This is a genomic window from Trueperella bialowiezensis (genome assembly GCF_900637955.1).
In the GTDB taxonomy this organism is placed as follows: domain Bacteria; phylum Actinomycetota; class Actinomycetes; order Actinomycetales; family Actinomycetaceae; genus Trueperella; species Trueperella bialowiezensis.
In genome coordinates this window covers 1,473,075-1,491,276 of sequence record NZ_LR134476.1, presented here as the reverse complement: position 1 = coordinate 1,491,276, position 18,202 = coordinate 1,473,075, and the positions used below count along the sequence as shown (strand labels likewise).

The following is an 18,202-nucleotide window of genomic DNA, read 5'->3' as shown; positions in this document are numbered from 1 at the left end:
GTCACTCCGGTGTGTTGTTCGCGCCGCGAGCCGGTGCGATGGTTAAAAGATCGGACTCCCTGCGAGCGAAGGCACCCGGCAGGTCGATATGTAGCTTATTGTCCTCTCCAATGACGAGCCTATCAAGTGCATCGACATGCCAGTAAACGAGGTCCCCCGGCCTTTTACCCACACTTGCCACGACTTCACGTAGCACACGAGTGCGCAGCGGACGCGGATAGTTCGCCAGGCGTTCGCACGGAAGAACGACGACGCCGCCCTCGCCCGGTTCGCAAATATCGTGGGCGATCGCGTTCGCCAGTGAGGAGAGGAACTCGTCGTCTTCCTGCGCCATCGCGGCCGTGCGGAACAAGGCGTCCGTGACTCCCCCGCCCAAAGCTTGTTCAAGTGCGGGGATGACAGTGTGGCGGATCGCGCTACGGCGCAGCGGCGTGCCATCGGCAGCCCGCCAATCGCCGTCGATGTCATTCGTGGGATCGTCCACCCACGGCAGGTCAAGTTCCCGGCAAACCGTGCGAAGCTCATGACGGCGCAGTTTGAGATAGGGGCGCATCATCGGCACATCCGGATGGCCAGGCAGAGAATCGATTTGGCGCATGCCAGCAATCGACCTCGCGCCTGACCCGCGCCCGAGTCCCATAAGCACGGTCTCTGCCTGGTCGTCCGACGTGTGGCCGAGTAGCACCGGGATCGGCGCATCCGGCCACGCCGTCCACTGCTCGAGCAGACCGCGCGGATCCCAACCGGCGTGCCGCGAAGCAATCATTTTGCCGGCCGCCCGGGCGATCTCCGCCAGCCGAGCGTAACGCGCCGCCCGCGCATTCCCCTCCGGACCATCGCCGCCTTCAGGTTTGACGCGCGTGATGATCGATTGATCCACCACCCGTTGCAGGTAGTTATCCACCGCGAGCGCTTCCGCCTCCGATTCTGGGCGCAGCCCGTGATCAATTGTGGCGCTGAAGACTTCAATACGTCCGCGAGCGGCCCACATCGCCACCTTCGTTAGCGCCATCGAATCCGAGCCGCCGGACACGGCAAGAAGCACCGCCCCGCCGTCGGGAATCGCGGCGAGCGCTTCAGTCATCTCGTGCCGGGCGGCAGTCAGCGCCGGGGGCGGGAACGACATTACGCATCCTGCCCGATCACGCGCGCCACCCAAGCTGCGGGCGATTCAAGCTCGTGCGACGTCGGCAAATTCTCTTCACGCTCAAACACGCGGTTAAAGCCGTCCATACCAGCGGCGTCCACGACGGCCGCCACGAACTTCTCCCCGCCCGTATACTGCGCGAGCTTCTCCGCCACGCCCAGCTTCTTAGATAGGAACGCGATCAGCGGATTTTTGGGCGTGCGCCGATCAGTCATCGCTTCCACGATCCGGTCCCGGCCGGGCATACGCTGGCGGGGCACGTTGTTCATCACGTACTCGGCGTGCCCCTCCAACAGTGTCATGATCGCCTTGACCTCGCTGAACAGTTGCTCGCCGGCGGCGTCGGACTCCGGAGTATCGGGCTCATCGCCCTCGCCAAGCCGTAAAATCTTAGCCACGCGCTCCACGACCGCCTCGCGCAACCACGGAGCGGCCGCGAACTGCACGGCATGCGTCAGTTCGTGAACTGCCACCCAGCGGGCAAGATCACGCTGATCGAGATCGTAGGCCGCACGAAAATCAGCAATATTAGGCGCCACCAAGTATAGGCGCCCCGGCGAATCCGGCGCCGAATAAGGATCGTACTGCCCAAGGATCCGCGGAGCGAACGCCACCAACGCAAGGCCCAACTCTGGCGTACCTACCGGGCTATCTTCCGGTGGCAACATTGCCGCGATCGACGCCGCAGCGCCACCCGCCCACGTGGCCCGATCAACCACAAGCACCTCAGCTTGAGCCGCGACCTTCGCCGCATCTTCCAGCTCGGTAATCTGTGCAACGAGCTCCGGGGCACGCCGGGCCTGGGTGCGGAGCGTATCAACAGTTGCGCTCGCCTTCGCCTCAGGTAACGCCGGCCCGCCACCAGACAACACTCGCGACAGCGCTCGAATCTTACCGGGATGAATGCGACGTCCAGAATTCTTCATGCTCTAAGACTAGTTGGGTGTCCGGCGTCGTGCCTACCGTCCGGCGTCGTACCTATAGAGCCGCAAGCTTGTCCAAGAACTCGTCCTGGAGCGCGCGGGAAGCAGGCGCCGTACCTTCCTCGAGCTCGTCCATGAGGATGACGAACGTGAGCGGATAGCCCGAATTAGTTCGCATGTATCCCGACAGCGAGATCGCCTTCACGAGCGTGCCCGTCTTCGCCCGTACCTGGCCGGGAATCTCCGTGGCATGAAAACGATTGCTCAACGTGCCATCCAGCCCGCCAACGGGCAGCCCCGCCGGCAGCGCAGCCAGCGTACACGCGTCACATTCCCACGTGTGGTTTAACACGTCGTGGAGTGAGTTCGCGGTCAGCCGGTTCATCTCCGACAGCCCCGAAGCATCGCCGAGCACGACGCCGTCGGTCCGCACACCCAGTTCGTTCAGCGCGTCCATGATCGCTTCCGAACTACCGGCAAATGTACCGCCCTTTCCGGCCTCGATCCCCACAAGGTGACCAAGTACCTCAGCAACGGAATTATCTGACACGGTGAGCATGTGATCCACCAGTTCGCGCACCGGCGCCGACTCCACGCGCGCTAGCTCGGCGGCCTCCTGCGGGGCGGCAGCTCGCTCAACAGTGCCAACCTCGATCCCGTTCTCGCGGAGCCGCTCAGCAAATTCCTTCCCGGCCTCGAGGTCGGGATTCGGCAGGTAACCCTGACCAGTGATCCGGCCGCGATCAATCGCGATCGGACGCAGTTCCATGACGTAACCGCGGTCAGCCCCCTCAATATCCGTAAAATACTGCGGGCCGGAAAACAGCGACGAATCAACCTGCACGTTCACAGCCGTAGCTCCGCGGTCCTTGAGCGCGGCCGCCGTCGCTTCCGCAAGATCGGCAAGACCAGCACGCCCGATCGTCGCCTGCGGATCACCCTTACCGCCGGTCATCAGCACGTCACCGCCACCTACCAGGTGTACGGTCCCGTCCGTCAGCGACGCAACCGTGGGCAGGGTTGTTTCCGGGCCGAGTTTGTGCAGGGCGGCCGCAGCCGTCACGATTTTCATGTTCGACGCCGGAAGGGCCGGCCGATCCGCCTCCCTGGTCGCAATCGGCTCACCAGTCAGCGCATCGGCGATGATGACCGCCGTTCGGCCCGTGTTGCGCTGGTCCGACGCCAACGCGGCGATCAGTTCGTCAACCTGCTCGGCAGCCGGCGGTTTGACGGATTGCTCCGGGGGATCCACCGACGCCGCATCCGTGACCGGCGTAGCAGGCCCGTATTCGGCAATAGTCGGGTAATCAAGAGGCTCAGCAGGCTCCGGCTTAGTTGTGAGCGGCCCTGGCACAAGATCCCACGCGTCAGCAAAGGCGTAGCCGCCTACCGCGACGACGGCGATGCCAACAGTAACTTTCTTCCACACTCGGCCATCTTCCCACAGGTTACGGCCAACCATGGCCAAATGTGCGTGGCTTGGCGCCAAATTCTGAGCCATCGCAAGCAAATGCGGGCTAGAATGAGGTATGCAACACTTGGCCGAAGGAGAGTTCAATGGACTTTGACGTCACAATTGAGATCCCGAAGGGCAACCGTAACAAGTACGAGGTCGATCACAAGACTGGTCGTATTCGACTTGACCGCATGCTCTTCACCTCAACAAGATATCCGGATGACTATGGCTTCATCGATGGCACGCTAGGAGAAGACGGCGATCCGCTGGACGCCCTTGTCCTCCTTGACGAGCCCACATTCCCCGGTTGTGTGATCCGCTGCCGAGCTCTTGGCATGTTCCGCATGAAAGATGAGGCCGGCGGCGACGACAAGGTAATCTGCGTGCCGGTTGGCGATCAGCGCGCGTCGTGGCGCACTGAACTGGAAGACATTTCTGAATTCCACCGTCTTGAGATCCAGCACTTCTTCGAGGTGTACAAGGATCTCGAACCAGGAAAGTCTGTTGAAGGCGCACACTGGGTAGGCCGTGAAGAGACGGAAGAAGAAATCCGCAACTCTTTCCAGCGCGCCATTGACACCGGGTACTACAAGGACAACCCGCACGGGCTTCCTCCACAGTAACGCGCACGTAAACGCAGGCGCGGCGATATGATCCGCGCGGGGTGGGCAGGCGACGAGGCCTGCCCACTTCGCGTTCCCGTTGCTCGCGTGGTCGTCCGCAGAGGCTCCCCCGCGTTCCCGGGGTACACGTTTGCTTCCAGGGGTACCAAATCCGGCGATTTGTCTACCCCGGGAACGAAACAGATACCCCCGGAACGGTGTGGTATCCGCTGAGCATGTAAGGAGGGGCTCGGTTTACGACCGAGCCCCTCCCTTTGTTCGTGATGCGGCTTGTTAACGTTGCATCTAACCGCGCTGCGTTTTAGAGCACGCGCAGGTAAACCGGGTTGCCCCACACTGCACGTTCCTGAGTGCCCCACGACGGGTTCCACGCTGCGATGTGCATGCCATTACCCGTGTACAGGCCAACGTGACCGGGCCACCACAGCACGTCACCGGGCTGAGCCTGGGACGCAGGCACCTGCCTGTATCCGCTCCAGAACTGGTTCACGTACTGGCCGGTTCGCCGCGGAGTGGTGTAGCCAAAGTTGCGGTAGACGTACCATACGAACCCGACGCAGTCCCATCCCGCCGTAGGCGAGGTACCACCCCACACGTAGGGGGATCCTTCGAACTGGCGAGCAAAGTTAACAACAGCCTGACCATTCGTACCCTGCGGTGGTGCCGGCGCTGGCTTCGGCGCTGGCCGTGGCTTCGGCTTCGGAGCGGGTGCCGGTGCAGGCGCTGGTGCTGGCGCGGGTGCTGGCGCCGGAGCAGGCGCAGGTGCGGGTGCCGGTGCAGGAGCTGGTGCTGGTGCGGGTGCCGGTGCAGGTGCCGGCGCCGGAGCAGGCGCGGGAGCCGGTGCCGGCGCCGGAGCAGGCGCGGGAGCCGGAGCAGGTGCCGGAGCCTGCTGTGCCTGTGCAGCTAGCCGTGCCTGATTTTCTGCTTCTGCTTGAGCAAGCACGCGCGCGGCCTCTTCTTCAGCTTTGGCGGCGCGCTCTGCTTCGAGCTGGTCCAAACGCTGTTGCTCGAGTTCGGCGGTTGTGCCCCGATGAGCGGCAAGTTCAGCAGCCAGTGATGCTCGCTGTTCGTTAGCACTGGTAACGAGCGCTGCCTGCTGGTCAGCAAGGCGCTGGGCCTCGTCAGCCGTTTCTTGTACAGCCTGAGCGGCCTCGGCTTGGGCGGCTGCGGCGTCGTCGGCCTCGGTTTGCATGACCCGCGCGACTTCTTCGAGTGCGCGGAACTTCTTGACCTTCGAGTCCACCTGGTTCGCTACCGCAGAGTATGCCTGCTGGCGCTTATTGGCGTCCTCCATCGACTTGGCACCGAAAACGTAGTATGACTGCGTGAGTTCTCCAGCGGAGTTTTGGTACATCGCCTGCGAGACTCCGCCGAGTTCTTTACGCGCTTTGTCAAGATCTGCGAGTGCTTCGTTCGCCTTGTCCTGTGCGTCCATCGCCGCCGAAATGGATTCAGCAAGATCCGCTTGGGCTTCAAGCGCCGCGGCCTGTGCTTGGGCGGCTGAGTTTGACAGCTCGTTGAGGTCTGCAGATAACGCAGCTACTTCCAGTTCAACGTCAACGAGAGAACGCTCTGTGCGTTCGACGTTTGCGCGTGCCCGCTCGATGTCGTCTTCAGTGACGGGATCAGCCGACGCCGGCATCACCATCGAGCCTGCGAGGCCTGCCACTGCGATGAGAACTAGTGACTTTCGTGTCCAGGCCACTCGTACCTCCGTTGTCTAAATCTGTTTCCGCGCTTCCATGGCGTGTTGCCTTGACATCTCGGAAACCTTCCCTAGAAGACCGTATAACAATTTGTTAGAAAATGAAACACGAGAAACTTAATTCACTAGATTTTCGTTAGCAACATCCCTCACACCGTCCTCAACATTCACATTATTAACACGAGCATCACGACGACGTCGTCGCTCCACGGCGTCGTCGTTCCCTTTCTTTGCAATATTGCGCCGCGCAACCTAGGGTGAGAAGCATGAGTAAGCGAATGTTGCGCGGGCGCTAGCCCCTCCACACGGACCTGGCTTGGCGCCCTTGATTGCCCACACGATCACACGGTCACACAACAGAGGAATCAATGACGCACATCAACTCACCTGCTAGCGCACCAAGTGCAGCTCACCCGGCCTATCTGGTCGGATACCCGCCGCTCACGCCCGTCACGGACGCTGCGCCAGTCGGCGACTATGACACCGGCTACCATCCCCCGCTCGTCCGCAAACCCGTGCCCGCAACCGGAGCATGGCTCCCAGGCGATGACCCCGGCGAACGCGAATTCGCCAGCATCGGCCCGGTCGAACTTGAACTCGGCGGGCGAATCCCTGACGTCACTCTCGCCTACGAAACGTGGGGAACCCTCAACGCGGACGGCACGAACGCCGTCCTGCTCTGCCACGCACTCACCGGCGACTCCCACGCCACCTCAAAGGACGGCACGGACGGCTGGTGGCACGACATCGTCGGCCCGGGCAAAGCCATCGACACCGACCGGTGGTACGTGGTGTGCCCGAACGTGCTCGGCGGCTGCCAGGGGTCGACCGGCCCGGCGTCGATCGCTCCGGATGGCAAACCGTGGGGATCCCGCTGGCCCGAGATCACGATTCGCGACATGTGCTACGCCGAAAAGCGGCTTGCCGATCAGCTCGGCATCACCCGCTGGGCGCTCGTGGCCGGCGCCTCGTTCGGCGGCAACCGGGTGATGGAATGGGCGGCTTCCTATCCGCAGATGACGGGCGCAATCGCCGTGCTCGTGTCAGCCGCAGCAACGACGGCGGAGCAGATCGCCTACGCGAAAACACAGATTCAGGCAGTCCAGCTCGACCCGTTCTTCAACGGTGGCGACTACTACTCCCAACCCGATAACCACGGCCCCCACCGCGGGCTCGGGTTGGCGCGCGAACTCGCACACATCACCTACCGTTGTCCTACCGAATTTGATGAGCGCTTCGGGCGCACCCCGCAAGAAGGTGAAGACCCTCTGGCCGGCGGACGTTACGCCGTCTCTTCATATTTGGATCACCACGCATACAAGTTAGCGCTGCGTTTCGACGCGAATTCTTATATTGCGATTTCGCAGTCAATGATCACTCATGACATTGGGCGTGGACGTGGAGGCACCGCTAAAGTCGTGGCCTCGCTGACGATGCCTGCGCTCGTGGTAGCCGTTGACACCGACCGGCTGTTTTATCCGCGCGATGTTGAAGCCCTCGCCGATGCGCTGCCCGGGTCCGGCCCGGCCGTCTACGTTACCTCTGACTACGGACACGACGGCTTCCTCATCGAAAACGACCAAGTCACCCGCATACTGCGCGACTTCCTCGATGACCAGGAACGGTTTACTGATTAGCTCCGATTAGATGGCGTCGCGGCTGAGGTCAGCCTCTTCCGGTTTCACAGCCGGAGCTTTCGTGATGAGCTTGTGGCCGATCCACAGGCCGAAGAACAACGGCAGACCAATGTATGACGACAGCAGCGATGCGAACTCGGCGTTGCCGATGAGTGCCTCGTAGTTCTGCCCCAAGATCACGATGATGCACATGAGTAGCGCGAGGATCGGGCCGAACGGGAAGAGCGCTGCCCGGTACGGAAGATCCTTGACGTCACCGCCCTGGGCCACGTAGGCACGGCGGAACTTCAGATGACACCACGCAATACACACCCACGTAATGAAACCGGCCAAGCCCGAAGCGTTGACCAGCCATGTGTAAGCCTGCCCCGAACCAAGCAAGGAGAGGAAGAAACCGAACGCGCCCACCGCCGTCGTCGCCAACAGCGCAGCCATCGGCACGCCGCGCTTCGTGACGCTCGCGAACACGCGCGGCGCCTTGCCCGATTCGGCAAGCGCGAACAGCATGCGGGTGGACACGTAGAGGCCCGAGTTACCTGCCGAGAGCACAGAGGTGAGGATGACGGCGTTCATCACCGAAGCGGCCGCGGCCACACCCACACGGTCGAACACGAGGGTGAACGGGGACAGCGCGATGTCGCCATCCGGGTTGAGGAGTGCAGGATCGGTGTACGGAATGAGGAAGCCGATCACCGCGATGGCGCCAATGTAGAACAGGAGAATACGCCAAAAGACCGAGCGGGTAGCGCGCGGAATGTTCTTCTCCGGATCTTCAGTTTCACCGGCCGCAATACCCAACATTTCGGTGCCTTGGAAGGAGAAGCCGGCGATCATGAACACGGACAGAATGCCAAGCCCGCCGCCCACGAACGGCGCTTCGCCAACAGTCCAGTTCTGGAAACCGACCGAATCTCCGCCGAGGATCCCGAAGATCATCGCCACGCCTAACACGAGGAAGATGATCACCGTGACCACCTTGATTGAGGCGAACCAGAACTCGCTCTCCCCAAACCCGCGCACAGAAATCGCGTTGAGTGTGAATAGCAGCGCAAGGAAGCCAAGCGACCACACCCAGCTCGGCACGTCCGGGAACCAATACTGCATAACGATCGCGGCAGCAACCAGCTCAGCAGCCACCGTGATCGCCCAGTTATACCAATAGTTCCAGCCTGTTGCGAAGCCGAAAGACGGGGAGACGAAGCGCGTACCGTATTCCTCAAACGAGCCCGAAACCGGAAGGTACGTGGCCATCTCCCCCAGCGATTGCATGAGGAAGAACACCATCATGCCAATCAGGGCGTATGCCACCAGCGCGCCGCCCGGCCCGGCCTGCGAGATCGTGGCACCCGAGGCCACAAACAGCCCGGTTCCAATCGCACCGCCAATGGCGATCATGTTGAGGTGGCGCGCATGCAAGCCACGCTTCAGTCCCGACGCCGTGGTACCGCTCGGGGTAGCCACCTCGGCAGTGTGGGGCGCAGGAGCGCTTTGCGGCTGAGTGCTGTGTGCCGGGTTGTTGCCGGCCGGGTGTGATGTGGACACGTTAGTTCCGCCTTTCGCTACATCCGGCCATACTACTCCGCGTGGCGGCGATTTCGGCGCGGGCTTCCCAGATGTGAGAAAAGCCCGCCATAACAGGCGGTGAGCGATATTTCGTTGCGCCGTGGAGCGTTATTTTGGCATAGACGAAGATGCGGCGCTGTAGTGCCATGAAATGTCAATGTTCCGATGAGCCGCCGGCTATGTGCCTCAGCCTGCGGTGAGGAATAATGGGGTTATGACGTGGATTCCCGATCCCCTCGGTGCTGGCTTCTACCATCGTTTTATCTCGCTTCATGACGACCAGTTCGGTCCTAACCGCGCATGCCTCGTCACCTACCTCCCGGACCAACGGCCGGTAAGCCCGAGCCCAGTTGCAGGCGCCGCCCCGGTGGCTGTTCCACGCCCGAAAGAACCGTTTGCCGTACTGGCCTTGCACGGCTGGAACGATTACTTCTACCACTACGAATTCGCCCACCAAATAACCGCGCTCGGCGGCCACTTTTACGCTCTCGACCTGCGCAAATATGGGCGGGCACACCTCGAGGGTCAGATGTGGGGATACGTGGAAGACCTGTCCACATACGACGAAGAGATCAGCGCCGCCCTCGATCTCATCTATGACGCACACGGGCTGGGCGTACCGGTTTTCCTTTACGGGCACTCGACCGGCGGGCTTACGGCCACCCTGTGGGCGAACCGCCACCCGGGAGTGTTGCGCGGGCTCGTGTTAAATTCGCCGTGGCTCGAATTGCAGGCAGCTACGGCGGTGCGACAGGCCGGCCAGCCACTGCTTGACGCCCTCCACAAAATGGTTCCCACCGCCGCACTACCTATTTCTGACGACGGGTTTTACCAGCGGCTCGTGACCGGCTGGATGAGCGAAGAGGAACGGGCAGAGTTCCGCGAGCGCCAACATGCAGCGGGGCAGCCCGACGACGCCGATCCGTTCTTCCGCGAAGGTGGCTGGAATCCTAATCCGGACTACCGCCACTACCCGACCTTCCCCATCCGCCCGGGTTGGTTGCGTGCAATCCTCAACGGGCATGAAAAAGTGGCGGGCGGCTTGGCGATCGACTGCCCCATTTTGGTGTTGACGAGTGCACGCACTCATTTTTCTGACACGTGGAGCGACGCGATGCGCCGCGCCGACACCGTGCTCGACGTGGAACAAATCTGGAAGCGCGTGCCTGGGCTGGGTGCGGTCACCACGCTCGTCAAGCTCGAGGATGCGATCCACGACGTGCTGCTGTCACGAGGAAGCGTATGCCACCAGGCCTACTGGCATATCGGCCATTTTCTTGGCCAGTACCTGGGCGCATAGCTTTAGCCGCCCAAGTGTGGGGCCGGATTCAGGCACCTAGACTTAGAGGCCAGTTTTGAGGCTTCTCGTTTCACGTACCGGCTCGCTTTGCCTACCGGCGGCTAGGTTGCCTAGGCGAAATCGCCGAGTGCACGCCCGTCGGGGACTTGCCAGACTTTCCAGCCGTTCGCGAACCTGTTTCCTGATGCGGCAGCAGCGGCCTTGCTCGGGTCTGCAAAAATACCGACGCCGCTGATCTCAATCAGCCCGTTACTGGTGAGCTGCGCGGAACGTGAGGAGCGTCGGCGCCTCGATTTCCACGTGATCGTCACAGCCCCCACGTCTCCAACCACGCGCTGAATGCGCGGGTCGGGAGTCAACGCCTCCGAGGCATCTGATTGGGCTTGCCCCGCATCAGGTTCCACGGCCGGCTGTTCAGGTGTAGCTTCCGGTGCCGAGCCGCCACTCCGGGGATTTTCATCTACCCAGCGGTCGGATTTCAACGCGGCATCCGCCACCGCATCCGACGACCTACGCGATGAATCCTGCTCCGAATAAATCCGTGCATCCGAGTCTCGTTTCGGTGCGCTCATGTCCCACAGGCGCTGCTCGGGGCGCTTAACCGCGGCTTTCACCTGCTCAAACAGCGTGGTGCCCGTATCTTGACGCTCACGCTCAAGCTTGTCGAGCGCTTCCTGCCGCCTGGTCTCGCGTGTGGCCTGCTCGTGCTGCCGATCCTCGACCTGGTCTTTCAAGACCTGCGCAGCCCGCTTGGCCGGGCGGCTCTTTTCATGCTTCCACCCGGTGATCTCCCACGCCTCATCCACCTGCATCGCAGCGGCAACTTCGGTGTCAACAGCCCGCTGGTCGTCAGATTCACCGTGCTCGGCGGGTTCTTCTTCGACGACGACGCGCTCGAACTCTACCGTCTCAGCGTCCGGCTCGGCCGGCTCTGGGTGCGCGCTAGCACTTTCGCCTTGAGCATCCGCTTGTTCCGGCTGCTCTGCGTCGACAGGCTCGACCTGTTCGGCGTCAGACACCTCCGGCTCAGTATCCACCGGCGTGGGCTCAGCATCCACTGACTCAGCGTCCTCGGGCTCAGCCTCCACCGGCGCGGGCTCAGCCTGTTCGGGCACGAGCACGTGCCCGATCTCGTACTGCGCTTGCCTCGTACCAACGGCTTCCCGCGCCTCAAATCCTGGCGCGATTTCCACGAGAAGGCCGCGAGCGCCGTCGTGCACCACCACCCGGTACGTTTCCACGCCCACTCCGCGTAGCGCGGCAAGAGGTTGTGCGACGCCGGCGTCAGCAGAAACGTAGAAAATGAAGAGTCGCGGGCCGCGTTTCATTTGCGGCGGGGAAGACTCGACGAAGTTTTCGTAGTCTGCCGAAAACGCGTCGCGGCCGCCCGGGTAGATTTCGGCGATGTCGTGGCGTTTCATGTCCGCATGCCGCCCGGCACGCGCCAAGGCTGCTACGAACAGTTGAGCATTCAGCCGCGGAATTACGTTGATTGTGACGACCTGGCCGGTGGGATCCAGTGCGAGGAGCGATTCGGCGTCGGCACCAATCCAGCCGACGGGAAATAGCGGACGGTCAATAAACTCAAGCATTTGCGCACGTACAGCGCTCAACACCGAACTGGCCATGCCGCCTGCTGTCGCCTCGGGTGCTGGCACAAGCTTGCCGCCTCGCAATTCGAAAACTCCCACGCGCTCTCCTTCCCCTCGCTCTAGACTACCCGACTCCCCCGTCCACACTACCGCGCATTTTCATCCGTGGGTATGAGGGAAAAGAATGCGCTGTTCTTACCGGGTTTTCACCTAGTGTGATGTGCGACGGCGAGTCGAGGCGCCGTCGCGCAGCAGTTCGGCCAGGTGTACGCCGGAGTTACCGGCCAGCTGCTGGGCTTGGGTGCGGCAGGAAAAGCCGTCGGCAAGATAGACGGCGTCGGGTGCGGCCTCGCGCAGTGCGGGCAACAGGTTGTTGTCAGCCACTTGCACGGAGATCTCGTAGTGGCCTTTTTCCATGCCGAAGTTGCCGGCGAGTCCGCAGCAGCCAGACACGGTGGTCACCTGCGCGCCTGCCTCTTTGAGGAGCGCGGCGTCGGCGTCCCAAGCCATGACTGAATAGTGGTGGCAGTGCGGTTGAGCCACCACTTCGATACCGGACAGGTCGGGGGCCTGCCACTCCTCCCCCGGCCCGATTGGTTCGGGCGCGGTGAGCAGTTCGGCCAGCGTGAAGGTCATGTCGGCGACGACGTCGGTGCGCGCGTCGTCGGGAAGAAGATCGCGGATGTCTTCGCGCAGCACGGCCGTACACGAGGGCTCCACGCCGACGATCGGGATGCCCGATGCGGCGAACGGCGCGAGGATCGTCAGCAGGTTGGTCAACTCTTTCTTTGCGTGGCCGAGCTGGCCGGTGGTGATCCACGTGAGACCGCAACATGCGTCCTTGGGCGGGATGAGCACGGTGTAGCCGGCGCTCTGCAGCACGGAGACCATGGCTTGCGCACCGGCGGTGTCGAGGGTTTCGGAAAACGAGTCGGCCCAGAGCATCACGTACTTGCGCCCGTCACTGTTCGCCTGCGCGGACTCCCCCGCGTGCCTTTCGCGGGCCTGCAGGTGCTTACCGACCCTCCGTGACGGTCCCTTCAATTCGCGGACCGTGCGTGAAAAGCGTTTTGTGGCGAACCCGGGCATCTGGCGGCGCGGATCGATCCCGAGCAGAGAAAACGCGAGCTTGCGCACCCACGAGAACTTGAGCGCCCAGTTCGCGATCCCAGCCACGGCCGGCACCCACGTCACCAGCCGACCGAGGATCGGCAGGTTGCCGAGCACGTAGTGTGTGATCGGGCGCAGTTTGCCCTTATACCCGCGATACAGAGCCTCCGATTTGTATTTCGCGAGGTTCACGCCCGTCGGGCAGTCGCGCCCGCAGGCCTTGCACGCCAAGCACAGATCGAGGGCCTCCATGACGGCCTTGTCCGCAAAATCTTTGACCAGCCGACCGTTCGTGACCTCTTGCAATACGCGAGCACGCCCGCGCGTCACATCCTTTTCGTCCTTCGACGCCAAATAAGACGGGCACATGAAAAAGCCCGCACCCGTGCGGTCCGCCCGGCAGTTTCCGACGCCGGTGCACCGGTGGACGGCACGAGTAAAGTCGCCGTCGTCTTCCCTAAAGTGGAACCCGCCCGCGTACGACGTCGGCCGGGCAGCTGGGCGGCGCAGGTTCGCATCCAACGGCTCCGGATCGATGAGCACGCCCGGATTGAGCACGTTATCCGGGTCGAACAGGTCCTTGACCGCGGCGAACAGTTTCATGATCTGCGGCGGATACATCCGGGGCAACAGTTCGGAGCGCGCCCGGCCGTCCCCGTGTTCACCGGACATCGAACCGCCGTAGCTCACCGCAATATCCGTGGCCTCTTCCATGAACTGGCGCATGATCGGCACGCCCGTCTCTTCGTCGATCGGGAAGTCGATGCGCACGTGCACGCAGCCGTCACCGAAGTGCCCGTACATGAGCCCGTCCAGGTCGTGGCGGTCCATGAGTGCACGCAAATCCCGCAGATAGTCGCCAAGTTTTTCGGGTGGCACCGCCGAATCTTCCCACCCCGGCCACGCGGGCGCGCCCTGCGGGGTACGCCCGCCAAGACCTGCACCATCGGCGCGAATCCGCCACAGCTCGCTCGCTTCCGGCCCGGGCGGACGCACCATGATCGCGTCCGTTCCGGCGTCGCGCCTAATCCCGTCCACACGCTCAGCGACGACGTCGATCGGTTCACCTTCTTGAGCGCCCACCTCAATAAACAACCATCCGCCACCGGGCGGCAGTTCGGGCACGCTGCCCTTCGACCGGCGGACCACGTCCACAAGTTCGGCGTCGATCCCCTCCACGGCCAGCGGGGAGTGTTGCAAGATTGCGGGCACAGCGTCGGCAGCGGCCGCCATGTCAGGGTAGCCGGCGACGATAAGCGTCGGTGCTTGCGCGAGCGGCACGAGCCGTAGCGTCGCCTCCGTGATAACGACGAGCGTGCCTTCCGAGCCAACCAACATTTTTGCGAGGTCGCGCCCATTTTCCGGGAGCAGATGCTCGAGCGAATAGCCGGAGACCTGCCGGGAAAACCGGCCCATGTTCATCCGAATATCGCCCAAGTTTGCGGTAACAGCCTCTTCTAGGCCGGGCACCGCACTCAGGTCGCCGGCCCCCGCGGTGAACTCACGTCCGCGACCATCAATACATTCGAGCGCCAGCACGTTATCCGCTGTACGCCCCCATGCCACCGCGTGCGGGCCGCACGCATTGTTACCGATCATCCCGCCGAACGTGGCACGGTTCTGCGTGGAAGGATCGGGCCCGAAACGCAGTCCGTGCTTGGCCGCCTCACGCTGCAAGTCGCTCATCACCACGCCCGGCTGTACCCGGGCGGTACGCGCCTGCGGATCGATCTCCAAGATCTTGTTCATGTAGCGCGAGAAGTCGAGCACTACGCCCTCGCCCACCGCGTTCCCAGCCACAGACGTGCCACCACCACGCGACGTGAACGGCACACCACGGTCCCGGCACACGGTGAGCGTGGCCGCGACGTCGTCGGCATCTTTCGGGAAGACCACCAGCCGCGGTGGCACCCGGTAGTTCGAGGCGTCCGTCGAATACTCCGCGCGCACGCGAACCGACCCATCAACCTCACCAGAAATACGGGCGGCAATGAGATCAGCGAGTGTGGCCTCGCGAACCGACACGGACATGCTCCCTCCTCAGGCGCATAACACTAGGGCGCCACATAGCAGATCCTAACCCTACCGTGGCGCCCTAGCGCGAATTGCCAGCTTCCGAAACCCCTGAGGGTTACCTCAGATCGTGTTCGGTAAACGGCCCATCCGGCGCATCCGGTGCGCCGCCGGGAGCGTTCTCGCCGGGCTGGCCGCCAAACTCACCGCCGGGCTGGCCGCCTGGGTAACTACCGGGCGCGGGCTTGGCCGCCGCCGACGACATCACCTCAGAGCCGTACTCCTTCGCGGTCGCATAGCCGCTTGCCACGGTCTTTTGCGCCTGCGACAGCGCCGGCGAAAGCCTCTTGCGGAACACAATCAGAAGCACGATAGCAACGATCACGAGCACCCCGATCACGATCATCGTGATGAGGAAACCCTGCGAGGGCCCCGAACCGTAACCGTAAAACTCCGGAAGATAGACGCCGTCGTCGTCGCTCAACGTCTTCGAAAACGTGGCCGTGCCGCCGTCGATCTCCCAAAAGATATCCCTGTCGTCCGTAAACTTGTGGAACGTGCCAAGGTTGATTTCAGCGTCGATCTGCTTCACCGATGCCCCAGACAGCAACGACTGCAAACTGAGATTCAGGCGAACACTATAGTCAGCCCCTAACATCTCCTTGTCATACTCGCTCGCTTCCGCCACGCGCACTGGCGTTCCGGCCCGTGGTCCATCGAGGTATTCCGCGATCGCATCCGCGTTCTCCTCGTTTTCTGCGATCTTGATCGAGTAGGTGCGCTTACCGTCGGCGTCGCTCGTCTTTATCGACCCAACATCCTCGCCTGGGGTGAGTTCTTCTTCGACGACGTCGAGCAACGATTCGTACTGATTCGTATCAAGGACGACGTCGATCTCGAGCGTCCACGCCCGCGACATCGACACGTCCATCTTCACATCCAACGACTCAAAGTTGACGGGCATCGCATAGGTGAATTCAAACTCGCCCGTGCTAGTGCGATATCCCAGCGAGTCAAACAGGAGCTCGTATTGCTCATTGTTGCCCGGGCTCAACACATCGACATCCGCCCAGCAATAGTAGTTCGAGCACAGATTCGAAGGATTCACTTTACCCGCATAGGTTTGTTCCATTTGGAGGTGTCCGGATCGGCGCTCTTGCGTGGCACTGAACTCGGCCATGTCCTCACCGAAAACAGCGTTTAGTTTTGCGTCAACCTCGTCGGCGTCCGCCGCGGTGAACGTCACCGGGCGATGGTAGGCCATGTCATTACTACTGAATAGGGTGCTCGGACCTTCGGTCAGGCCGTCGACGTCGATAGACGCGATCAACTCGTCGTCTAGCTTGTGAAGCTCCTCCTCCGGCTCAGTCCTGCGCGAGAGCCTGACGCCCACCTCGTAAGTGCCATCTTCATTCGGGAGGATGACGACGTCGATACTGTCAAAGCCGTTATCTTTGACCTGGTTAACATCAATACTGCTGCCGTAGAGGGTTTCGTAAGTCTGATCCTTGAACGTGAGCACCGCCGTGTCCTCAGAAAACACTGACGACTTATTCGACTCGTCAATAATCCCATCTTCCACGAGCCCGTTCGCAACCCACTCCAAAAGCGACCTCGACGAGTAGCTTTCAGAAAACCGGAAACCGCTCTTGAGCCGTCCGTCCGTCTCTTCAAATTCGAGATACGGCTCGTTCAAATCGCCGCCAGCTTCCAGCAGGGCTTTGACTTTGGACTCGTAATCGTCAAGCGAGGTGAACGTCAGGGTAAACGAGCCGGTGACGACGTCGTCGCCCACCGTCAACCCGGAATACTCCAGCTGCTCAGGCAAATGCTTTTTGATCGACGCGTCCACGGCCTCGAAGCCGCCCTGAATGTTCTCCTCCATCGACTCATCACGCTCAACCGTGAACTCGATGACCCGGGTTCCCGACCCGTCCTCATTCAGTGTCAGATTCGTATTCAGCTTGGCGCCACATGCCGACAGGAAAACCATGAGCGCCGCGATGAGCGCGAACAGCTTGATACGGCTACGCGGCTTGTGACTCGTTGTGCGCGCTATTTCAGTCATGATCTCACCAGCAATTCAACGATGATGAACAACACCAGCGCCACGGCCACGTTAGCCGCACCGACGCACAGCGTGTGTGGGATAAGCATCGACTTTTTAGCGCGGCCCAGCGAGTTCATCCCCACGTAAAGCGCGATCTCCGCCATGAAGCCGGTCATCAATCCGAGAAGCACCAGGATCAACATCGCCAACGCGAACGTGGCGACGCTCGGGATGATGCCAAAGACCGAGGCGAGCGCGAAAACGAAAATGACCGGGGTGACCGCGACCGCCCACACCGTAGCACTCTGATCGAACGACACCGGAAGCTTACTTATCCTCAGCGCGCCGTGCGCGGCCACCGCACGAGCAAAGAAAATCAGAGCGCCGAGAAAAATACCCGAAACAAAGAAGCTCAGGCCCGCACCGAACGCGCTTCCCACCGCACTCGAGCCCGTCAGCTGCACAAACACCGAGTTGACGCCGCGGGCTGCACTCACGCCACTGCCGAAAGAAAGCAGACCAACGAGAACAACGTAAAGGCACGCCACTGCACGCCAATACCACTTGTGCTGCGCGGCCACGCCAAAGGCCTGCACCAGCTGCCCCTTCACGATCAGGCTAAGCACCGCGGGTACCGCCTTGAACGCTCCTCCGATCGTTGATGCCGGGTCTGCTGGCGGCGCAGGCGGCGCTACCTGTGCGGGAGGTGCTGCCGGTGCGGGAGGTGCTGCCGGTGTGCCATCCGCGTATGGTGCCGGCATTCCGCCTGGCTGTTCCGACTGAGGCTGCGCCGGTTCCGGCTGCGGCTGCGGGTTTGGGGCTCCCGGCTGGAACCGCGCGGTCTCCGGGTTTGCTGCCTCAGGCTGCGGCTCCGGGTTTGCCTGTTCCGGCTGTGCATCCGGGTTTGCCGGCTGCGGCTGCGCCTCCGGTAGTGGCTGGGTAAGGTTCTGATCCGAATTTGTAGGCTCTTGGCCAGGCAAGTTTTCTTTTTCCACAGGACTGCCTTTCGTATTTTAAAAACTGTGCTGCGTGTATCAGTTTCAAACTATGGTCTTGAGTGGAATGAGTCAAGGCAGTCCCACC

Annotated in this window: 12 protein-coding genes; 3 read left to right on the top strand and 9 right to left on the bottom strand. The window is 62.0% G+C overall.

Annotation, left to right across the window (positions count from 1 at the left end):
• Nucleotide 1: 1 nt before the first annotated feature.
• Genes tilS through dacB form a run of 3 tightly spaced genes read right to left on the bottom strand, consistent with a single transcriptional unit; the run spans nt 2 to nt 3,571 of the window.
• Nucleotides 2–1,126, bottom strand: a complete 1,125-nt coding sequence (gene tilS / locus EL234_RS06740; protein ID WP_126416734.1) for a tRNA lysidine(34) synthetase TilS — start codon at nt 1,124–1,126, stop codon at nt 2–4.
• Complete coding sequence (locus tag EL234_RS06735) at nt 1,126–2,073, bottom strand: zinc-dependent metalloprotease (RefSeq protein WP_126416733.1); 948 nt, start codon at nt 2,071–2,073, stop codon at nt 1,126–1,128. Before EL234_RS06735 ends, tilS begins: the two co-directional genes overlap by 1 nt.
• Before the next feature lie 52 nt (nt 2,074–2,125).
• Entirely contained in the window at nt 2,126–3,571 is a 1,446-nt protein-coding gene (gene dacB, locus EL234_RS06730; RefSeq protein ID WP_126416732.1) for a D-alanyl-D-alanine carboxypeptidase/D-alanyl-D-alanine endopeptidase, read from the bottom strand.
• Between the two features lie 56 nt (nt 3,572–3,627).
• On the opposite strand from dacB, the gene EL234_RS06725 reads away from it, so the two are divergent.
• The gene (locus EL234_RS06725) at nt 3,628–4,149 is read left to right on the top strand and encodes an inorganic diphosphatase (RefSeq protein ID WP_126416731.1); all 522 of its coding nucleotides are present in this window, start codon (nt 3,628–3,630) and stop codon (nt 4,147–4,149) included.
• Nucleotides 4,150–4,450: 301 nt separating this feature from the next.
• Here EL234_RS06725 and EL234_RS06720 read toward each other — a convergent pair whose 3' ends face one another.
• Nucleotides 4,451–5,854 carry a C40 family peptidase gene (locus tag EL234_RS06720; protein WP_241968962.1) on the bottom strand — a complete coding sequence of 468 codons (1,404 nt, stop codon included), beginning with the start codon at nt 5,852–5,854 and terminating at the stop codon, nt 4,451–4,453.
• 368 nt (nt 5,855–6,222) lie between these two features.
• Here EL234_RS06720 and metX point away from each other — a divergent pair, with 368 nt between their 5' ends.
• On the top strand, nt 6,223–7,491 hold the full coding sequence (gene metX / locus EL234_RS06715; protein ID WP_126416730.1) for a homoserine O-acetyltransferase MetX: 1,269 nt from the start codon (nt 6,223–6,225) through the stop codon (nt 7,489–7,491).
• Between the two features lie 6 nt (nt 7,492–7,497).
• On the opposite strand, the gene EL234_RS06710 is transcribed toward metX, so the two are convergent.
• Entirely contained in the window at nt 7,498–8,952 is a 1,455-nt protein-coding gene (locus EL234_RS06710; protein WP_241969122.1) for an amino acid permease, read from the bottom strand.
• A gap of 316 nt (nt 8,953–9,268) precedes the next feature.
• Here EL234_RS06710 and EL234_RS06705 point away from each other — a divergent pair, with 316 nt between their 5' ends.
• Nucleotides 9,269–10,354: an alpha/beta hydrolase gene (locus EL234_RS06705; RefSeq protein ID WP_126416729.1), complete on the top strand. Its 1,086-nt coding sequence runs from the start codon at nt 9,269–9,271 to the stop codon at nt 10,352–10,354.
• Nucleotides 10,355–10,464: 110 nt separating this feature from the next.
• Here EL234_RS06705 and EL234_RS06700 read toward each other — a convergent pair whose 3' ends face one another.
• From EL234_RS06700 to EL234_RS09355, 4 genes are all read right to left on the bottom strand, one after another.
• A complete protein-coding gene (locus tag EL234_RS06700) occupies nt 10,465–12,045 on the bottom strand; it encodes a hypothetical protein (protein ID WP_126416728.1) in 1,581 nt (526 codons plus the stop codon).
• A gap of 111 nt (nt 12,046–12,156) precedes the next feature.
• Nucleotides 12,157–15,087: an FAD-binding and (Fe-S)-binding domain-containing protein gene (locus EL234_RS06695; RefSeq protein ID WP_126416727.1), complete on the bottom strand. Its 2,931-nt coding sequence runs from the start codon at nt 15,085–15,087 to the stop codon at nt 12,157–12,159.
• Nucleotides 15,088–15,187: 100 nt separating this feature from the next.
• Nucleotides 15,188–17,137, bottom strand: coding sequence for a hypothetical protein (locus EL234_RS06690; protein ID WP_126416726.1), 1,950 nt, complete (start codon nt 17,135–17,137; stop codon nt 15,188–15,190).
• Nucleotides 17,134–18,114: a hypothetical protein gene (locus EL234_RS09355; RefSeq protein WP_164712427.1), complete on the bottom strand. Its 981-nt coding sequence runs from the start codon at nt 18,112–18,114 to the stop codon at nt 17,134–17,136. Before EL234_RS09355 ends, EL234_RS06690 begins: the two co-directional genes overlap by 4 nt.
• Nucleotides 18,115–18,202 lie beyond the last annotated feature (88 nt).